Source organism: Spongiactinospora sp. TRM90649 (assembly GCF_029382225.1).
Lineage (GTDB): Bacteria > Actinomycetota > Actinomycetes > Streptosporangiales > Streptosporangiaceae > Spongiactinospora.
This window is the reverse complement of sequence record NZ_JARLTC010000019.1, coordinates 38,755-54,926: the sequence shown is the minus strand read 5'-3', so window position 1 is coordinate 54,926 and position 16,172 is coordinate 38,755. Positions and strand designations below refer to the sequence as shown.

Genomic DNA, 16,172 nt, shown 5'->3' with positions numbered 1-16,172 from the left:
TGACGGAAGGCGCACGATGCGCTGACGACCCATCGGTAATAGTTGAAAAGTGGTTTATATGGGTCAGGACGACTTTCATTAAGGAGCGCATAGTCATGGAGGTTTAGAAAAGACTTGAAAAAGTCCCGCCCCATGACGGATGATCGGTTCGCTCGGGGGCCTTACGGGGTGAAAGGGGGAACACGAGATGTCAAGGCGCAAGAAAACCGGCCTGGCATCGCTGGCCGTTCTGGTGGGCGCGGGTACCGCCGTCGCCATCGGGCTCGCGGTGAACACCGGTGATCCAGCGGGCACCCGGCCGGCGGTCGCCGCCGACCGCGGCGCGGCGCAGGCGAACACCCGGCTCGAACCGGCCCAGAACGACCCGCTGAGCGAGCAAGAGCGTCAGCGGGCGGCCGAGGTCGCCGGCGACACCACGAACCTGCGCGCGGGCCGCGTGGAGCTGCTCTACGTGCAGCGCGACGACGACAAGGACGCCACCGGCCGCAGGGCCGACGCCTATATCTACGACTACCGCGCCGATCAGCTCACCATCAAGACGATCGATCTGGCCACCTCCAAGGTCGTCGAGACGAGCACCGGCACGGGCCTGCAGCCGCCGCCCTCCGACAAGGAGGAGCGCCGGGCGGCCGAGTTACTGCTGGCCGATCCCAAGCTGAGCAAGGGCCTGCGTGAGGAGTTCGAGAAGCTGGCCGGGCGCCCGCTGGGCTCCCCCGACGACCTGCACCTGCGGGGCATGGCCTTCGCTCCGCGCAACGTGCACGACGACGCCGTCGCCAAGTCCGTGGCGGCCTGCGCCGAGCACCGCTGCCTGCGGATGTTCGTGCGGCTGCCCAAGGGCAAGTGGCTCGACACCAGCCGCATCATCATGGACCTGTCGGCCGACAAGATCTACACGCTGGAGTGGTGACCGTGCGGTCGATTCGAGCGGCCGCCATGGCCGCGTGCCTGCTGTTGGCCCTGCTCCCGGCGGTCGCCCCGGCCGCGTCCGCCCTCTCCTCCGAGGCCGCGCCCGAGGCCGCCGCCCCGTGCAGCAAGCCCTACCTGGTCGAGCGCGAGTTCAAGAACGGCGCGCGCTGGTCCCTCTGCTGGGAGATGCGCGAGATCGAAGGCCTGACCCTCACCAAGGTCGTCTACACGCCGCGCGGGCACAAGCCGGTGAGCGTGCTGCGCAGCGGCCACCTGGCGCAGATCCACGTGCCCTACGACAGCGGCGAGCCCCGCTTCCAGGACATGGCGGGCGGCCTCGGCTCCTCCGTGGTGCCGCTGCAGACCCAGGACTGCCCCGAGGGCGAACGCCGCGTCCAGGACGACATCCCGATGTTCTGCGTACTGCCCGACCAGGCGCGCGGCCTCGCCTACCTGCGTCCCTCGCTCGGTGAGGAGTCTCTGCGGGCCTCCGTGCAGGGGAAGGAGCTCGTGGTGTTCTCCGCCTTCGAGATCGGCTGGTACACCTACCTGGTCGAGTGGCGCTTCGCCGACGACGGCTCCATCACCCCGCGCGTGGGCGCCACCGGCTCGCTGCGCGGCAGCGACGGCATCGTGGTCAGCCCCAAGCACGGCTGGCCGATCGGCGTCGGGTCGAGCGACTTCGAGGAGAGCCACAGCCACAACATCTTCTGGCGGCTCGACTTCGACATCCAGGGCCCCAAGGACGACGCGGTGGAACAGTTCGACTTCACCGGGTCCGGCACGGCCAAGCGGGTCATGAAGACCACGGCCCTCGCCAAGGAGGCGAGCGCCAAGAACGACCGCACCCGCTGGTGGCGGGTCGTGGACAAGACCGTGAAGAACGCCGACGACCACCCGGCGTCGTGGGAGATCAACAACAGCGACAGCGCGGAGTACCGCGGGCCCGCCAGTGAGAAGTTCTCCCAGGCCGACGTCTACGTCACGCAGTACCGCAAGTGCGAGCGGCTGGCGTCGGAGAACGCAGAGCCGCCGTGCAAGGGCGCGGTCAACCAGTACGTCAACGGGCAGACCATCACCGACCCGGTGGTGTGGGTGAGCGTCGACTTCCACCACGTGGCACGTGACGAGGACCAGGACCCGATGCCGACCCACTGGCAGGGCTTCCACGTCGCGCCGCGCGACATCACCGCGAAGAACCCGCACTAGCGGGCCCGTGCCGGCCGTCCGCCTCAGCAGTCCGCTCTAGCGCTACGACCGGATCGCACATCCGCCGGTGCCGCGACGCCCCCTCGCCGCGGCACCGGTCTTTCGCGTCCGCCGCCGATCCGCCGGGCGGCGTATCGTCGGCGGCATGTTGGTGTGGCTGCTCGCCGTGGTGCTGGTCGCGGTGCTGGTGGTCGTGCTGGCCTGGGTGTTCCAGCGGCGGCTGATCTACCTGCCGGACCGCTCGGCCGTGCCGTCCGCCGCGACGGTGCTGCCCGGCGGGCGCGACGTCACGTTCACCACCGCCGACGGGCTGCGCCTGCACGCGTGGGAGTTCCCGCCCGCCGGGCCCTCACGCGGCGTCGCGGTGCTGGTCGCGGGCGGGAACGGCGGTAACAGGGCCGGGCGGGCGCCGCTGGCGCGCGCCCTGACCGCCGACGGGATGTCAGTCCTGCTGATGGACTACCGGGGCTACGGCGGAAACCCCGGCGAGCCGACCGAGGAGGGACTGGCGCTCGACGCGAAGGCCGCGCGGGACCATCTCGCCCGGCCGGGCAGGTCGCTGATCTACTTCGGCGAGAGCCTGGGCGCGGCGGTGGTCACCCGGCTGGCCGCCGAGCACCCGCCCGCCGGGCTGGTGCTGCGCTCGCCGTTCACCGACCTGGCCTCGGCGGGCCGGGCCGCCTACCCGTTCCTGCCGGTCCGCACACTGCTGCGGGACCGCTTCCCGCTGGCCGCGACCCTGCGGGGCGTACGCGCCCCGACCATCGTCCTGTACGGCACGCGCGACACGATCGTCCCCGCCGCGCTGAGCCGCGAGACCGCCGCCGCCTCCCCCGCGCTGGTCGCGGCCGTCGAGATCTCCGGCGCCGGGCACAACGACCCGGTGATGTTCGACGGCCCCCAGGTGGTCGGCGCGGTGACCCGGCTGGCCGGCCGGATCTGACCCGCGCGCCCCCTCAGACCCCCGTGGCGGCCGGGGTCTCCGGGAACAGGCCGTCGAGCAGCCGGAGGGCCTCGGCGCGGGTCATCGCCGCGCCCCGCTCGACGGCGGCGGCGTGGTCCGCGTCGCCGAGCAGCCGCCGGATGCCCTCCGTGTCACGGGAAACGTCGGCGCCGGGGGCCATGGCCGATCCGCGCATCGCCCGCGCGATGCCGAGCAGCAGCGCGCCGCGCCCGGGGTCGTCCTCCAGCAGGGCCACGCCCGCCATCCCCTCCACCGCGTCGGCGGCGATGGGGAAGCTGGGGTTGCGCACCGCCGCCGCGAACCCCCGCGCGTAGTGCCCGGAGGCCGTGCCGAGGTCGCCTTCGGCGGCGGCGATCCGGCCGAGGGTGATCGACAGCTCGGCGCGGATCTCGTCGGCGCGGAACCAGCCGGCGCCGGTGCCGGCCAGCGCCGCCGTGCTCAGTTCGCGGGCGCGAGCGAGGTCGCCCTCCAGCCGGGCGACCTCGGCGAGCCCGTGGGCGGCCTTGAGCACCGAGTCCTCCAGTGCGGTGCGCCTGGCCAGCACGTCGGCCTGCTCGAATTCCGATCGCGCCCCGGCGAGGTCGCCGTCGCGCAGGCGCAGCCAGGCCCGCTGGCACAGGATCTCCGACACGCTCTCCAGCGTGCCCAGTTCCTCGGTCAGATAGAGGGCCTCGTCGATCATGGCCATCGCGGCCTCGTGGTCGCCGCGCCAGTCGGCCAGTTTGGTCAGCTCCGTCAGCGCCGTGGCCGTCCCCCAGCGTTCGCCACACCGGCGGAACGACGCCAGGGAGCGGGCGAACTCCGCTTCGGCGGGTGCGACCGCGCCGTCGGCGAGCAGCAACTGGTAGGCGGTGCCGATGTGGTGCAGGCCCCTGATCCATTCGTCCGAGGTGGTCTCGATCCTGGTCAGCAGCAGCGCGCGCAGGCCGTCCATCTCGCCCTCGCCGGGCACGCCGACCAGCGCGCCCCAGAACAGGATCACGAACGGCTGGCGCAACGGCCAGGTCAGCGAGCCCGCGGCCCGCAGCGCAGTGGCGAGCCGCGGGCCGAGGTCCCACTCCGGCGGGCGCGCCAGCGCGCTCAGCACGCACAGCAGGTACTCCTCCGCCCATTCGGCGGGCGGGTCGTGCTCGATCGTGGCCAGCAGCTGGGCGGCCAGCGGGGCGCCCTCGGTCCGCCGCCCGCGCAGCCACCAGTACGGCGAAAGGCCCGCGATCAGCCGCAGCCCCGTCTCGGTGCGCCGGGCCGCGACCGCCCACCTGGCCGCCCCGTGCAGGTTGTCGTGCTCGTCGGTCAGCCGCGCGAGCCAGCCGATCTGCTCGTGGCCGCGCAGATACCGCCCGGCCGTCTCGACGAGTTCCAGGAAGTGGGCGGCGTGCGCCTCCCGGAACCGGTCCTCCTCACCGGACTCGGCCAGGCGTTCCAGGCAGAAGGCGCGGATCGTCTCCAGCATCCGGTAGCGGCCCGCGGCGACCTCGATCAGAGAGCGGTCGGCCAGGGCGGTGAGGAGTTCGACCGTCTCGGCGTCGGGCAGGCCGCACACGCGCGCCGCCGAGTCCAGCGTGACGCCGCCGGGGAAGACGGTCAGCCTGCGGGCTAGCGTCCGCTCGGCCTCGGAGAGCAGGTCCCAGCTCCACGACACGACCGCGCGCAGGGTCTGGTGGCGGGGCTGTGCCGTACGGCTGCCGCGCGACAGCAGCCGGAACCGGTCGTCGAGCCGGTCGGCGAGCTCGGCGGGCTGCATGGAACGCAGCCGGGCGGCGGCCAGTTCGATGGCCAGCGGCAGTCCGTCGAGGGTGCGGCAGACGCGCACGGCGGTCTCGACGACGCCGGGGGCGCCGGGCAGGTCCTGCCGCACGGCGGCGGCGCGTTCCAGGAACAGCCGGACGGCGGGGGAGGCGGCGGCCTCCTCCTCGCTCGCGCCCGGCGGCGGCAGCGGCAGCGGCGGTACCGGGCACAGCGCCTCGCCGGTGATGCCGAGCGCCTCGCGGCTGGTGGCCAGCACGGTCAGCCGCGGGCAGGCGGCGAGCAGCCGCTCGGTGAGGATGGCGGCGGCGTCGATGACGTGCTCGCAGTTGTCCAGGACCAGCAGCATGGCCCGATCGGCGAGGACGGCGAGCAGCCGCGCGACCGGATCGGGCGGCCCCGACGCGGCGGGGTGCGCGAGCCCCTCCTCGCGCAGCCCGAGCGCCCCCAGCACGGCGAGCGGCACGTCGCCGCCCGCCGCCAGCGGCGCCAGGTCGACGAAGCACACCTCCCCCTCGACCCGGCCGCCCGCCTCCACGGCCAGCCGGGTCTTGCCCGAGCCGCCCGGCCCGGTGAGCGTGAGCAGCCGGGTCTCGTCGAGCAGCCGCCCGACGCGTTCCATCTCCTCGGTGCGGCCGACGAAGCCGGTGAGCTGGCCGGGCAGGCCGCGCCGGACGATCCGCGCGGCCCGCCGGTCGAGCGCGGGGTCGGCGCGCAGCACGGCCAGGTGGACGCGGGACAGCTCGGGCGAGGGGTCGGCGCCGAGTTCGTCGGCGAGCACCCGCCGGGCGTCCTCGAACACGGCCAGGGCCTCGGCCTGCCTGCCGTCGGCGTACAGGGCGCGCATGAGCTGCCCGCGCGGGCGTTCCCGCAGCGGGTGGGCGGCGACCAGATCACGCAGCTCGGCGACCAGATCGCGGTGCGCGCCGACGGACAGGTCGGCCTCGATCCGGTCCTCCAGCACGCCGAGGCGCAGCTCCTCCAGCCGCGCGGCGTGGGACTCGGCGAACGGGGCGTCGCGGACGTCGGCCAGCGCGGGGCCGCGCCACTCGGCGAGGGCGTCGCGCAGCGCGTTCGCCGCCCCCGCGTGGTCGCCCGCGCCGAGCACGGCCCGGCCGCCGGCGGCGAGCCTGGTGAATCGGTGCACGTCCACGTCGCCGGGGGCGGCGGTCAGGCGGTATCCGGCGGGGTGGAACTCGACGGTCGCGCCGCCGGTGTCGCCGCGCAGGGCCTGGCGGAGCCGTGACACGTGGGACTGCAGGGCGTTGGTGGCGCCGGCCGGGGGGTGCTCGCCGTACAGGCCGTCGATGAGCCGGTCGCCGGGGACGATCTGTCCCGCCTCCATGACGAGCAGGGCGAGCAGTCCCCGGGTTCGCGGCCCGCCGAGGGTCACCGGACGCCCATCGTCGTGCCACGCCTCGATGGCGCCCAGAATGCCGAACCGCATGCCACGATTATCCACTTCTGCGGACATCGGCCGGTGCGGTCGGCAGCCGGGGATCCCCCTACTCGGGCTAACGTGGTAGCCGTGTCGACCAGGCTGGTGAATCTCATCGTGGACGCCGCCGAGCCCCGGCGGCTGGCCGCGTTCTGGGCCGACCTGCTCGGCTGGCCGATCGCGCTCGCGACCCCGGAGGAGGTCCGCGTCCGCGCGCCCGAGGACGACGGATGGGATCTCGGTCTCCGCTTCGTGCTCACGACCGCTCCAAGGAACGGCGGGAACCGCGTCCGCCTCGCCCTGACCGGCCCGACGCCCGAGCGGATGGCCGACCGGATCGCGCGGGCGCTGCGGCTGGGCGGGCGCCGCGACGACCCCGGCCGGGACGACGCGGCCTGGGAGGCGCTGGCCGACCCGGAGGGCAACGGGTTCCGGGTGCTGGCCCCGGGCCCGCTCTACAACCACTGCGGGGCGATCGCCGCGATCCTGATCGACGCGGCCGACCAGGACCGCCTGGCGGCGTTCTGGGCCGAGGCCACCGGCCGGGTGCGGGCCCGGGTGCCCATGGCCTGGCCCGCGTTGCGGGCCGCGTCGGGCACCGGCCCCTGGCTGGAGTTCCCGCCGGCGTCCGCCGCCGGGCCGGGCGGGAACCGGTTGCGCCTCGACGTCGCCCCGCCCACGGGCGGCGACCACGACCTCGCGGCCGAGCGGCTGATCGGCCTGGGGGCGCGGCGGATCGGCGGCGGGGGCGATCTCCCCTGGCACGTCCTGGCCGACCCCGAGGGCAACGAGTTCCGCGTGCTCGCGCCGCGCCCGCGTAGCTGACATGGGGCTCCTCGTCGCCGCCGTGTTCGCCCCCGCCTGGTGGCTCGGCCTCTACCTGATCGGCAGGCACCCGCGTGAGCGCGGGCCACGCCGCGCCGGGCTCGGCCTGCTCGCTTACGCCGGGGCCCTGGCCGTGGGACAGGTCAGGGAGGCCGCGCTGCCGCTGCCCGGAATCCTGACGCCGCTGGAGACCGCGCTGATCCTCCTGCCCGCGCCGCTGTGGGCGGGGGCGCTGCTGACGCTGGTCCCGGGCACCGAGAGGCTCGACCGGATCTGGTCGCGCGGGCTGGTCCCGGTCACGGTGGCGGTGATCGGCTGGCTGGCGCTGTCCGGCGGCACGGGACGCCTGCTCGCCGGGGCGGTGCTGGTGCTGCCGCTGGCCGGGGCGCTCGCGCTGCTGGTGCGGGCCGGTCCGGTGCGCTCGGGATGGCTGGCGGCCGTGGCCACGCTGTTCTTCACCCTGGGCACCGCGCTGCTGCCGGCCCAGCTGTACGGCCCGCCAGGGGCGCTGGCCGTCCTGGCGATCGGGGCCGACCTGCTGCTGCTCGGCGTGGCGATGGCGATGTCCAGCGCGTTCCAGGACGGTGAGGCGCTGTGGCGCGACATGCTCCGCTCGGCGCTGGGGGCCGTGGCCGTGACGGCGGCCACCGGCGGCCAGGTGGTGCTCGTGATCGCCTACGGCGAGGCCACGCCCGCGCTGACCGCCCTGCTGTACGGGGTGATCGCGGTGGCGATCGCGGTGCAGACGGCCGCCGGGCCCGTGCAGCGGGCGCTCGACCGGCTCGCGTTCCCCGCCGACCCGGCCATCCGGCGCGAACGCGCCGTGCTCCGCGAGTCCGCCGAGGCGCTGCCCCGTCGTGAGGACGGCCCGCCGCCCCTCGACGACGCCGAGTTCACCCGGCTGACCCGCCGGGCGCTGACCGCCTACGGCGACCTGGGCAAGCTGGCCAGCAGTCCGCTGGCGAACCTCCCGATCATCGACAAGCGGGTCACCGGCGACGTCCCGCTGGAACGCGCGGCGGAGCTGAAGCACCTGCTGCTGGAGAGCATCGGCCGGCTCAAGCCGCGCGAGGGCGAGTTCGGCACGAGCGAGGAGTGGCGGTTCTACAACGTGCTCTACTTCCCGTACGTGCGGGGGCTGCGCCCCTACCGCCGGGGCGCGAGCGGTCACGGGCTGGGGGCGCTCGACCGGCAGGCGTTCGACTGGCTGACCCGGGAGGTCCCCGAACGCACCTGCCACAACTGGCAGAACCAGGCGGCGAGACTGGTCGCCGAAGACCTCCGCAGGGGGAACTGGCAGTGAATGGCAGTGCCATGTCTGCAGATGGCAGTGGGTGAGGCGGTCAACTGAGGTCATCGCATCCGATCGTGAGGAGACGACGATGACCATGACCACCGCGGGCACGGCCCGCCGCACTCCCCCGCTCCGGCTCGTGCTGCGGATCGACACCGTGCTCACCGGAGGGTTCGCCGTCCTGCTCGCGGCGCTGGCCGGGCCGCTCGCGTCGCTGCTGGCGCTGCCGGAGCCGTTCCTGCGCTGGGCCGGTGTGGTGCTGCTGCCGGTGACCGCGTTCCTGATCTTCCTGGCCACCCGCCGCGAGCCGCCGCGAGCCGGGGTGTGGAGCCTGATCACGCTGAACGTGCTGTGGACGGCGGGCAGCCTGGCGCTGCTGTTCACCCCGTGGATCGCGCCGAACGCCCTCGGCGTGGCCTTCTGGGCCGCCCAGGCGGTCCTGGTGGGGGTGTTCGCCGCCGCCCAGTACACAGGCCTGCGCCGGAACTGACCGGCCACCCGCCTTGACGTCGTCGGCTAATGCCATTAGCTTTGAGGCTATGAGCATTAGCCACATGGAGGCGGGCATGACCGAGTACCTGAAGATCGAGGGCGGCGAACTGGCCTACGAGGTGACCGGCGAAGGGCCGCTGATCGTGCTGGCCCACGGCATCGGCGACAGCCGGCGTACCTACCGGTTCCTGGCGCCGAAGCTGGCCGCCGCCGGGTTCCGGGTCGCCGCCATGGACGTGCGGGGGCACGGTGAGTCGAGCATCGGCTGGCCCGCCTACACCCGCACCGACGCGGCGAGCGACATCCTCGCGCTGATCCGGCACCTGGGCGGCCCGGCCGTCGTCGTCGGCCACTCCTTCTCCGGCGGCGCGGCCACCATCGCGGCGGCCCGGTCGCCGGAGCTGGTCTCCGCCATCGTGGGGATCGGCCCGGTCACCCGGGAGATGAAGATCGACCTCAAGGGCATGCGGATCGCCCGCTACCGCAAGGGCGTGACGCGGCTGCTCGGCACCGCGCTGCTGCGCAGCGTCGGCCTGTGGCGGCGCTACCTCGACGTCGCCTACCCCGGCGCCAGGCCCGCCGACCACGCCGAGTACCTCGCGGCGATGATCGCCGACCTGCGCAGGCCGGGCCGGATGGCGGCGTTCACCAAGATGGGCACCGCCTCCCCGTCCGACGCCGGCGCGCTGCTGGGCGACGTCCGCTCCCCCGCGCTGGTCGTGATGGGCACCGAGGACCCCGACTGGGCCGACCCGAAGGCGGAGGCCGAGGGCATCGTCGCGAGCATGCCGGCCGGGGTGGGCAGCGTGGTGATGATCGAGGGCACCGGGCACTACCCGCACGGGCAGCGCCCCGACGAGGTCGAGGCGGCGATCCTCTCGTTCCTCAAGGAGCGCTGACATGCCGCGAGCCGCGTTGTCCCGCGACGCCGTGGTGGACCTCGCCGTACGGCTGGTCGACGACGAGGGCCCGGCGGCGCTCACCCTCTCGGCGGTGGCCGCCCGCGCGGGTGTCGCCACGCCCTCCCTGTACAAGCACGTACGCAACCTGGCCGAGCTGCGCGAACTGTTGTCGGCACGGATCCTCGGCGAGATGGGCGAGCTGGTCGGCCAGGCCGTCCTCGGCCGGTCCGGCGACGAGGCCGTCCGCGCGCTGATGCACGCCTGGCGGGCCTACGTGATCAAGCACCCCGGGCGTTACGCCGCGCTCGACCAGCGTCCGTTGCCGAGCACGGCCGAGGTCGCCGACCGGCTGCTCGGCGTCCTGATGGCCGCGCTGCGCTCCTACGGACTCACCGGCTCGGCCGCCGTGCACGCGGCGCGCTGCCTGCGCGCCGCCGCGCACGGCTTCGCCGTCCTGGAGACGGCGGGCGGCTTCGGCCTGCCCGAGAACCTCGACGCGAGCTACGACCTGCTGATCACCATGACCATCGGCGGCCTGCGCGACCAGTGAGACATCGGCCGGATCAGGGCGTGCCGGTGACGGTGGTGCGCATGGTCAGCTCGGCGGCGTCGTCGGAGAGGTCGAGGGTGACGCTCACCGCGCCTAGCCTGCCGGTGCCGGGCAGATGGGTGCCGCCGCAGGGAATGGCCACCTCCCCGTCGGGAAGACCGCACCGCCACGTACGGCGGGCCGCGAGGTCGGGCGAGGGCAGATCGATCCACACCGGGGCGTCGGCCGCGATCCACTCCGCCAGCCGCTCGCCGACCTGCTTGGCGACGCCGGGCAGCTCGCCGGCCAGGCCGTCGGCGAGGAACCCCTTCTTGCGCAGCGACTTGCCCAGCCGGTAGGTGTCGAGGCTGCCGTAGGGGAGGATGCGCGAACTGGTGATCGCGGCCTGGTCGAAGTCGGGGTTGCCCAGGCCGTCGGGGGCGACGGCCTTGCGCCAGCGGGACGCCAGGGCGGAGTTGAGCGCCAGGGCCGTCAGATGGCAGGCGGTGTGGCCCGCCGAGAGCGCCAGGCGCCCGGCCGGTTCCACCGCCAGCTCGGCCCGCTCGCCGGACTCGGCGGGGACCTCACCGGTCAGGTGGACGACCAGCCAGTGCCAGCCGGGCTGCCCCCGGCGCACCGGGATCTCGTGGCCGAGGTAAAGAGTGGTGCCGCCGTGCTCGATCGCGCCGGTGACGCAGTCGAGGACCGGCACGCCGTTCAGGGTGCCGGTGTCGGCGGGCTGGTCGGGCCAGGTGTGGTCGAGGGGGTGGAACGGGGTCTCCTCGACCACGACGGCGTACCGGTCGTCTCTCGGGACGACGGCGATGATGGGTGAGCTACCGGACAGCGCCCCCGCCGGATACGTGATCCTGGTCGATCCGCCGATTCTCATGACCACCATCCTGCCGCACGCTGGAGGGCTCGTCCTCCAGATATCGGTCGCTCCCCGCGTGCCAGCCGGTGACGAGCTGCGCCACGACCACGCCGAGCAGCAGCAGCAACGGCGCGGTCCAGCCGCCGGTCGCGCCGTACAGGACGCCGACCACCAGGGGCCCCGCTCCCGCCAGCAGATAGCCGACGCTCTGCCCGAAGGCGGACAGCGCGGCGGTGGCCTCGGCGCTCCTGGTGCGCAGCGCGAGCATGGTCAGCGCCAGCGGGAAGGAACCCATGCCGAGACCGATGGCGACCACCCAGACCCACGCGGTGGCGTCCGGCGCGAGCCAGAGCCCGGTGAAGCCGATGGTGTACAGGACGGCGAGCCCGACGACGATCGGCCGCTGGTCCGCCAGCCTGGAGGTGATCATGGGCACCGCGATCGCGATCGGGATGCCGAGCGCGGTGAAGACGGCCAGCAGGAACCCCGCCTGCCCCGCGGTGTGCCCCTTGTCGATGAGCATCTGCGCCAGCCAGCCGAACATCACGTAGGCGACCAGCGACTGGGTGCCGAAGTAGGCGGCGACGGACCAGGCCAGGCGGCTGCGCACGAGCGTGCGCGGCCCGAGGTCGAGGGCGTTGCCGTCGCGGGCCGGCTCGCTGCGCAGCAGCAGGATCCACGGCAGCGCGGAGACCGTGGCGAGGGCGGCCCACACGCCGAGCGCGACGTGCCAGTCGCCGTCCGCGGCCCGCTCGATGGGCACGGTTGCGGCGGCGGCCATCATGGTCCCGATGGCCAGTGCGGTCGTGTAGACGGTGGTCATGGTCCCGGTGCGGCGCGGGAAGTGGCGCTTGATCAGGGCGGGGATCAGCACGTTGCCGATCGCCCCGCCGGACAGCGCCACCGCGCTGGCGAGCAGGAAGACGCCCGCGGAGTCCACCAGCACGCGGGTCAGCAGCCCGGCCCCGAGCGCGAGCAGCGCGATCAGGAGCAGCCGGTGCTCGCCCAGCCGCCTGGCCAGCGCGGGGGTGATCGCGCCGACCGTGGCGAAGCAGAGCACGGGCAAAGTGGTGAGCAGCCCGGCCGTGACCCCGGTCAGTTGGAGCGCGTCGGTGATCCGGTCGAGCAGCGGTCCCACGCTGGTGACGGCGGTGCGCAGGTTGAGCGCGGCGAGCACGATCCCCGAGACGAGCAACCAGGCGAGCGGTCCGGTACGGCTCCTCGCCTCGTGGGTGAGCACACTCATGTCGGGTCACGTCCTCCTGCTGCTGCGCCAGAAATCATCGAGTCATGGGATGAATCAATGGTTTCTAGGCTAACAGCAGTAAATGTCGCTTTGATTCCTGTCCCGGACGTGACTCCGGTTACACTCCCGCGCCGGGGCCACGCGGACCCCGCACGGTCCGCGTGGCCGCTCCCGGCACGTCAGATCCTGGGGCCGGGAAGCGGAGGCGGATCCTCGCCCGGACGGCGTCCGGCCGGGGGAACCGGCCCGGGGCCGGGCGGGGGCAGAGGCGCGTCGGGCGGATAGTCGCCGCCCACCGTGGACGGCGGCGCGGGCTCATCGAACCCTCCGGGGGAACCTGTAGAGGTACGGCCGGGGAACGCGACGCCGGTGTCGTTCTCCCGATGCGCGGAGCCGTCCTGCCGGTGCCCGGACGGGACCTCGCCGCGCCACGCGCCGGTCTCACCGCCGCGCCCCTCGATGAACCGCTTGAAGCGTTCGAGGTCGCCGCGCACCCGCAGGCGGGTGATCTGCAGCCAGTCGGCCGCGGTCTCGGCGAAGCCCTCCGGGTCGTGCTCCATCTGGAGCATCACCCGGCAGGTCCGCTCGTCGATCCGGTGGAAGGTCACCACCCCCGCCTGTTTCGGGTGGTCCAGGGACCTCCAGGCGACCCGCTCGTCCGGGCGCTGCTCGGTGATCTCCGCCTCGAACTCCCGCCGGACTCCGGCGATCTCGACGACCCAGGCGGTGCGGACGTCGTCGAGCTGCTTGACCGACTCGACGCCTTCCATGAACTCCGGAAAGCTCTCGAACTGGGTCCACTGGTTGTAGGCGGTTCGGACGGGGACGTGCACATCGATCGAATGCTCGATGGTGCTCATCGTGTGTCATGCCTCCTCTGGGGCTCCGGCCCTTTCGCGTACGAAAGGCCGCACTGCCCGAGGAGCGAGGCGCTTAACGCGATCCCCGGCGCGCGCGCAGGATCCAGAACAGGCCCACCAGGGGCAGCACCAGCGGGATGAACAGATATCCGCTTCCAAAACCCGACCACACCGTGGCACTCGGGAACGCCTGTGGATCGACGAGGCTGAGCGTGCCGATCACCAGCACTCCGGCCAGCTCGATCAGGCAGGCCACCAGCGCGGTACGGCGGGCCGACACCGCCAGCGCCACTGTGAGCAGGACGTAGACGGCCGCCGCGAAGGCCGACAGCGAGTACGCCAGCGGCGCCTGGTCGAAGCGGGTGACGATCTGCACCGCCGCGCGCGCCCCGGCCGCCAGCGCGAAGATCCCGTAGACGGCGACGAGCACCCGGCCGGGGCCGGTGCCGATCGCCGCGCCGTCCTCGCGCGAGGGGGAGCTCACGCCACGCCCTGCCAGACCTGCAGCATCCGCCCGGTCATCACGGCGATCGCGAAACCGGCGACCACCAGGATCGCCGTGCCCCACCGGCTGCGCTCCGCCAGCGCCAGGAAGACCCCGACCGGCGGGATCACGGCGGTGCCCGCCAGGTAGCCGAACAGGGTGACCTTGTCCTCCGGGCCCTGCCCGCCGATGACCGCCGCCACGGCGATGCCGGACTGGACGAGCACGGCCACCTCCAGCACCGCGAAACCGATCAGCAGGACCATGCCCATCGCCCGGTTCCGGATCGCGGTGACCCCGCTCACCAAGGTGAGGACCACCGCCCAGATGATCACTCCGGTGGCCAGCGCGCTGTTCATGGCCAGTAGGCTACCGCCGCACGGCGCCGCCCCCAGATCAGGGGACACAGATCAGGGGACACAGATCAGGGGCGCAGGCCCAGATGGACGGCGAGCGTGGCCAGACGGATCCGGTTCGGCGAGGCGGTCTTGGTCATCAGGCTGGCCACGTGGGTCTTGACCGTGGTGACCCCGACGTTGAGCCGTTCGGCGATCTGCCGGTTGGACAGCCCGCCCGCGACCAGGGCCAGCACCTCGCGCTCGCGCGCGGTGACCGTGCCGGGCAGCGCGGGCGGCACGGGCTCGGCCACGCGGGCTCGCACGGCGGCCTCGACCAGACGGCGCAGCACGGGGCCGCTGAAGGCGCTCTCGCCGGCGGCGGTGCGGCGGATGGCGTCGAGCATCTCGGGGGGCGGGGTGTCCTTGGTCACGAAGCCGCAGGCCCCGGCGGCGAGCGCGGGATACAGGTGGTCGTCGTCGTCGAACGTGGTGACCGCGATCACGCGGACGGAGGGGTGGGCGGCGGTGATGCGGCGGGTGGCGGTGATGCCGTCGAGGCCGGGCATCCGCAGGTCCATCAGGATCACGTCGGGGATCAGTTCGGCGGCCTTGCGCACCGCCTCGGCCCCGCCGGAGGCGTCGCCGACGACCTCCATGTCGGGGGCCGACCCGCAGAGCATGGCCAGGCCCATCCTGACCAGGTGCTGGTCGTCCACGAGGAGCACGCGGATCATCCGGCGCCCTCCGGCAGCAGCGCGGACGGCGAGGCGCCCGCCGTCCGCTCGGGCAGCACGGCCGAGAGCCGCCACCCCGCGCCGCACGGACCGGCGTCGAGCCGTCCGCCGAGCAGGTGGACCCGCTCGCGCATGCCGATCAGGCCGTGCCCTGAGGAGCCGGGGTCCGGCTCGGGTACCCCGTGCGTGCCCTCCCCCGGCCCGTCGTCGGCGATGTCCACGCCGACCGCCCCGCTGTCGTCGACCGTGACGCCGAGACGCACCCGTGCGGCCGGACCCGCGTGCCTGGCGGCGTTGGCCAGGCCCTCCTGGGTCAGCCGCAGCAGCGCGATGCCGCGCAGCGCGTCGAGCGCGGCGACCCCGGGATCGACGCGGGCGCTCACGTCGAGGCCGTCGCGGCGGGCCCGTTCGACCACGGCGTCGAGCGCGGCGGGCACCCCGGCCGGATCGACGATCGAGACGGCGTCGCCCGGCTCTGCCCCGGGGTCGCCGGTCACGGTCGCCGGGTCGCGCAGCACCCCCACCAGGTTGCGCAGGTCGGCGAGCGCCGCCATGCCCGAGGCGTGCAGGTCGTCGAACGTGGCGGCGACCTGCGGATCGGTGTGCTCGGGCAGCAGGTGCCTGGCCACGCCTACGCGCAGCACCATCGAGGACACGTGGTGGGCCACCAGGTCGTGCAGCTCCCTGGCGATCGAGGTGCGCTCGGCCGCCCTCGCGGCCAGGACGCGTTCGGCCGCCCGCCGCCGCTCGCGCTCGGCGCTCTCGCGCGTCAGCCGGACGTAGCCGCCGAGCAGCAGCGGGGCGCCGACCACCACGACGATCCGGAACACCGCCGACGGCAGCGCCGCGGGCAGCTCGTCCAGCAGGTTGACGCAGACGACCAGAGCCACCGCCGCCGCGCCCACGCCGACCTGCCTGCCGGAGCGGCGGACCGCGAGCTCGAACAGGCTCACGCAGGTGAGCACCTTCATCGCGGTCATCGCCGGGACGCCGTAGACGTCGGCCACGCCGAGCAGCACCACCTGGGCCAGCACCGCGCCGAGCGGCGACCAGCGGCCCACCGTGCTCACCGCGAGCGCGACCAGGCACAGCGCCCAGCCGCCCGGCCCGGCCTGCCGTTCGATGAACAGCAGATCGCCTGCCAGGCACGCGAGCAGCACCACCTGACGGGCGATGCCGTATCCCGGCTGGAAGGCCTTCTCCGCCCAGCGCGCCACCATGCCCCCTACGGTAGGCGAGCCCCGCCCGCCCGGCCTCCGCCGATGGGAGGAGGCGGCTCCTGCTTCGAGCCGGCGCTGCGGCCCGTCGGCCGACGCACCCCCCGGCCC

16 protein-coding genes are annotated in these 16,172 nt (G+C 73.8%); 8 read left to right on the top strand and 8 right to left on the bottom strand.

What is annotated here, in order from left to right; translation table 11 throughout:
* Window positions 1–187 precede the first annotated feature (187 nt).
* The 3 genes from P3X83_RS22110 (at window position 188) to P3X83_RS22100 (ending at window position 3,061) form a co-directional block, all read left to right on the top strand.
* Complete coding sequence (locus P3X83_RS22110) at window positions 188–910, top strand: hypothetical protein (protein ID WP_277307068.1); 723 nt, start codon at window positions 188–190, stop codon at window positions 908–910.
* 2 nt (window positions 911–912) lie between these two features.
* Complete coding sequence (locus P3X83_RS22105; protein ID WP_277307067.1) at window positions 913–2,118, top strand: copper amine oxidase; 1,206 nt, start codon at window positions 913–915, stop codon at window positions 2,116–2,118.
* A gap of 145 nt (window positions 2,119–2,263) precedes the next feature.
* Window positions 2,264–3,061, top strand: coding sequence for an alpha/beta fold hydrolase (locus P3X83_RS22100; RefSeq protein WP_277307066.1), 798 nt, complete (start codon window positions 2,264–2,266; stop codon window positions 3,059–3,061).
* 13 nt (window positions 3,062–3,074) lie between these two features.
* Here P3X83_RS22100 and P3X83_RS22095 read toward each other — a convergent pair whose 3' ends face one another.
* A complete protein-coding gene (locus P3X83_RS22095) occupies window positions 3,075–6,275 on the bottom strand; it encodes a BTAD domain-containing putative transcriptional regulator (protein ID WP_277307065.1) in 3,201 nt (1,066 codons plus the stop codon).
* Between the two features lie 81 nt (window positions 6,276–6,356).
* Between P3X83_RS22095 and P3X83_RS22090 the strand changes: the two genes are divergently transcribed.
* From P3X83_RS22090 to P3X83_RS22070, 5 genes are all read left to right on the top strand, one after another.
* On the top strand, window positions 6,357–7,091 hold the full coding sequence (locus P3X83_RS22090) for a VOC family protein (RefSeq protein ID WP_277307064.1): 735 nt from the start codon (window positions 6,357–6,359) through the stop codon (window positions 7,089–7,091).
* Between the two features lies 1 nt (window position 7,092).
* Window positions 7,093–8,394, top strand: coding sequence for a hypothetical protein (locus P3X83_RS22085; protein WP_277307063.1), 1,302 nt, complete (start codon window positions 7,093–7,095; stop codon window positions 8,392–8,394).
* Between the two features lie 79 nt (window positions 8,395–8,473).
* Window positions 8,474–8,875 (top strand): hypothetical protein, encoded by a 402-nt coding sequence (locus P3X83_RS22080; protein ID WP_277307062.1) that lies wholly within the window; start codon window positions 8,474–8,476, stop codon window positions 8,873–8,875.
* Between the two features lie 49 nt (window positions 8,876–8,924).
* Window positions 8,925–9,776 (top strand): alpha/beta hydrolase, encoded by an 852-nt coding sequence (locus P3X83_RS22075; RefSeq protein WP_277307061.1) that lies wholly within the window; start codon window positions 8,925–8,927, stop codon window positions 9,774–9,776.
* 1 nt (window position 9,777) lies between these two features.
* Entirely contained in the window at window positions 9,778–10,329 is a 552-nt protein-coding gene (locus tag P3X83_RS22070) for a TetR/AcrR family transcriptional regulator (protein ID WP_277307060.1), read from the top strand.
* Window positions 10,330–10,342: 13 nt separating this feature from the next.
* Here the strand turns inward: P3X83_RS22070 and P3X83_RS22065 are convergent, their stop codons facing one another.
* From P3X83_RS22065 to P3X83_RS22035, 7 genes are all read right to left on the bottom strand, one after another.
* Window positions 10,343–11,200 (bottom strand): metal-dependent hydrolase, encoded by an 858-nt coding sequence (locus P3X83_RS22065; protein WP_277307059.1) that lies wholly within the window; start codon window positions 11,198–11,200, stop codon window positions 10,343–10,345.
* On the bottom strand, window positions 11,145–12,428 hold the full coding sequence (locus P3X83_RS22060; protein ID WP_277307058.1) for an MFS transporter: 1,284 nt from the start codon (window positions 12,426–12,428) through the stop codon (window positions 11,145–11,147). Before P3X83_RS22060 ends, P3X83_RS22065 begins: the two co-directional genes overlap by 56 nt.
* A gap of 179 nt (window positions 12,429–12,607) precedes the next feature.
* Window positions 12,608–13,288, bottom strand: coding sequence for an SRPBCC family protein (locus P3X83_RS22055; RefSeq protein ID WP_277307057.1), 681 nt, complete (start codon window positions 13,286–13,288; stop codon window positions 12,608–12,610).
* A 73-nt stretch (window positions 13,289–13,361) separates the two neighbouring features.
* The gene (locus tag P3X83_RS22050; protein ID WP_277307056.1) at window positions 13,362–13,772 is read right to left on the bottom strand and encodes a hypothetical protein; all 411 of its coding nucleotides are present in this window, start codon (window positions 13,770–13,772) and stop codon (window positions 13,362–13,364) included.
* Window positions 13,769–14,131: a hypothetical protein gene (locus P3X83_RS22045; protein WP_277307055.1), complete on the bottom strand. Its 363-nt coding sequence runs from the start codon at window positions 14,129–14,131 to the stop codon at window positions 13,769–13,771. Before P3X83_RS22045 ends, P3X83_RS22050 begins: the two co-directional genes overlap by 4 nt.
* Window positions 14,132–14,196: 65 nt before the next feature.
* Entirely contained in the window at window positions 14,197–14,844 is a 648-nt protein-coding gene (locus P3X83_RS22040) for a response regulator transcription factor (protein WP_277307054.1), read from the bottom strand.
* Entirely contained in the window at window positions 14,841–16,064 is a 1,224-nt protein-coding gene (locus P3X83_RS22035) for a histidine kinase (protein WP_277307053.1), read from the bottom strand. Before P3X83_RS22035 ends, P3X83_RS22040 begins: the two co-directional genes overlap by 4 nt.
* Between the last annotated feature and the right edge of the window lie 108 nt (window positions 16,065–16,172).

Excerpts from the sequence above, each read along its gene's own strand:
- P3X83_RS22070 (WP_277307060.1), top strand. The coding sequence starts at position 9,778 with ATGCCGCGAGCCGCGTTGTCCCGCGACGCCGTGGTGGACCTCGCCGTA.
- P3X83_RS22035 (WP_277307053.1), bottom strand. The coding sequence starts at position 16,064 with ATGGTGGCGCGCTGGGCGGAGAAGGCCTTCCAGCCGGGATACGGCATC.
- P3X83_RS22060 (WP_277307058.1), bottom strand. The coding sequence starts at position 12,428 with ATGAGTGTGCTCACCCACGAGGCGAGGAGCCGTACCGGACCGCTCGCC.
- P3X83_RS22085 (WP_277307063.1), top strand. The coding sequence starts at position 7,093 with ATGGGGCTCCTCGTCGCCGCCGTGTTCGCCCCCGCCTGGTGGCTCGGC.
- P3X83_RS22065 (WP_277307059.1), bottom strand. The coding sequence starts at position 11,200 with ATGAGAATCGGCGGATCGACCAGGATCACGTATCCGGCGGGGGCGCTG.
- P3X83_RS22040 (WP_277307054.1), bottom strand. The coding sequence starts at position 14,844 with ATGATCCGCGTGCTCCTCGTGGACGACCAGCACCTGGTCAGGATGGGC.
- P3X83_RS22055 (WP_277307057.1), bottom strand. The coding sequence starts at position 13,288 with ATGAGCACCATCGAGCATTCGATCGATGTGCACGTCCCCGTCCGAACC.
- P3X83_RS22080 (WP_277307062.1), top strand. The coding sequence starts at position 8,474 with ATGACCATGACCACCGCGGGCACGGCCCGCCGCACTCCCCCGCTCCGG.
- P3X83_RS22075 (WP_277307061.1), top strand. The coding sequence starts at position 8,925 with ATGAGCATTAGCCACATGGAGGCGGGCATGACCGAGTACCTGAAGATC.
- P3X83_RS22110 (WP_277307068.1), top strand. The coding sequence starts at position 188 with ATGTCAAGGCGCAAGAAAACCGGCCTGGCATCGCTGGCCGTTCTGGTG.
- P3X83_RS22095 (WP_277307065.1), bottom strand. The coding sequence starts at position 6,275 with ATGCGGTTCGGCATTCTGGGCGCCATCGAGGCGTGGCACGACGATGGG.
- P3X83_RS22045 (WP_277307055.1), bottom strand. The coding sequence starts at position 14,131 with ATGAACAGCGCGCTGGCCACCGGAGTGATCATCTGGGCGGTGGTCCTC.
- P3X83_RS22100 (WP_277307066.1), top strand. The coding sequence starts at position 2,264 with ATGTTGGTGTGGCTGCTCGCCGTGGTGCTGGTCGCGGTGCTGGTGGTC.